Origin of the sequence: Idiomarina sp. Sol25, assembly GCF_033052775.1 — a bacterium.
Lineage (GTDB): Bacteria > Pseudomonadota > Gammaproteobacteria > Enterobacterales > Alteromonadaceae > Idiomarina.
Genome location: NZ_JAUPEW010000046.1, coordinates 1 through 420 on the forward strand (window position 1 = coordinate 1; position 420 = coordinate 420).

Below are 420 nucleotides of genomic sequence, written 5' to 3' on the forward strand. Positions count from 1 at the left end.
GATTTTGGCGTTGGCTACAGCCCCGAGCGGATCAATCCGGGCGACAAGCAACGGCGCTTGCCCGATATCGTCAAAATCACCTCCGGATCGTCGCCCTCCACGGCGCAGAAAGTTGATGCGCTCTATCGCGGTATCGTAACCGCTGGCACATATCAGGCAGACAGCATCAGAGTGGCCGAGGCCGCCAAGGTCATCGAAAACAGCCAGCGTGATATCAACATCGCCCTCATCAACGAATTGGCCATGATCTTCAACAGGATGGGGCTGGATACCGAGGCCGTTCTGAAAGCGGCCGGCACCAAGTGGAACTTTCTCAACTTCCGCCCCGGTCTTGTTGGGGGGCACTGTATCGGCGTCGATCCTTACTACCTAACGCACAAGGCCCAAGAGCTGGGCTATCACCCGGAGATGCTCTTGTCG

1 protein-coding gene is annotated in these 420 nt (G+C 57.6%); it reads left to right on the forward strand.

From position 1 onward, the window contains the following. Positions 1–420 (forward strand): nucleotide sugar dehydrogenase (locus tag Q5L94_RS13390; protein WP_411161942.1); only part of this gene is annotated, 420 nt, incomplete at both ends.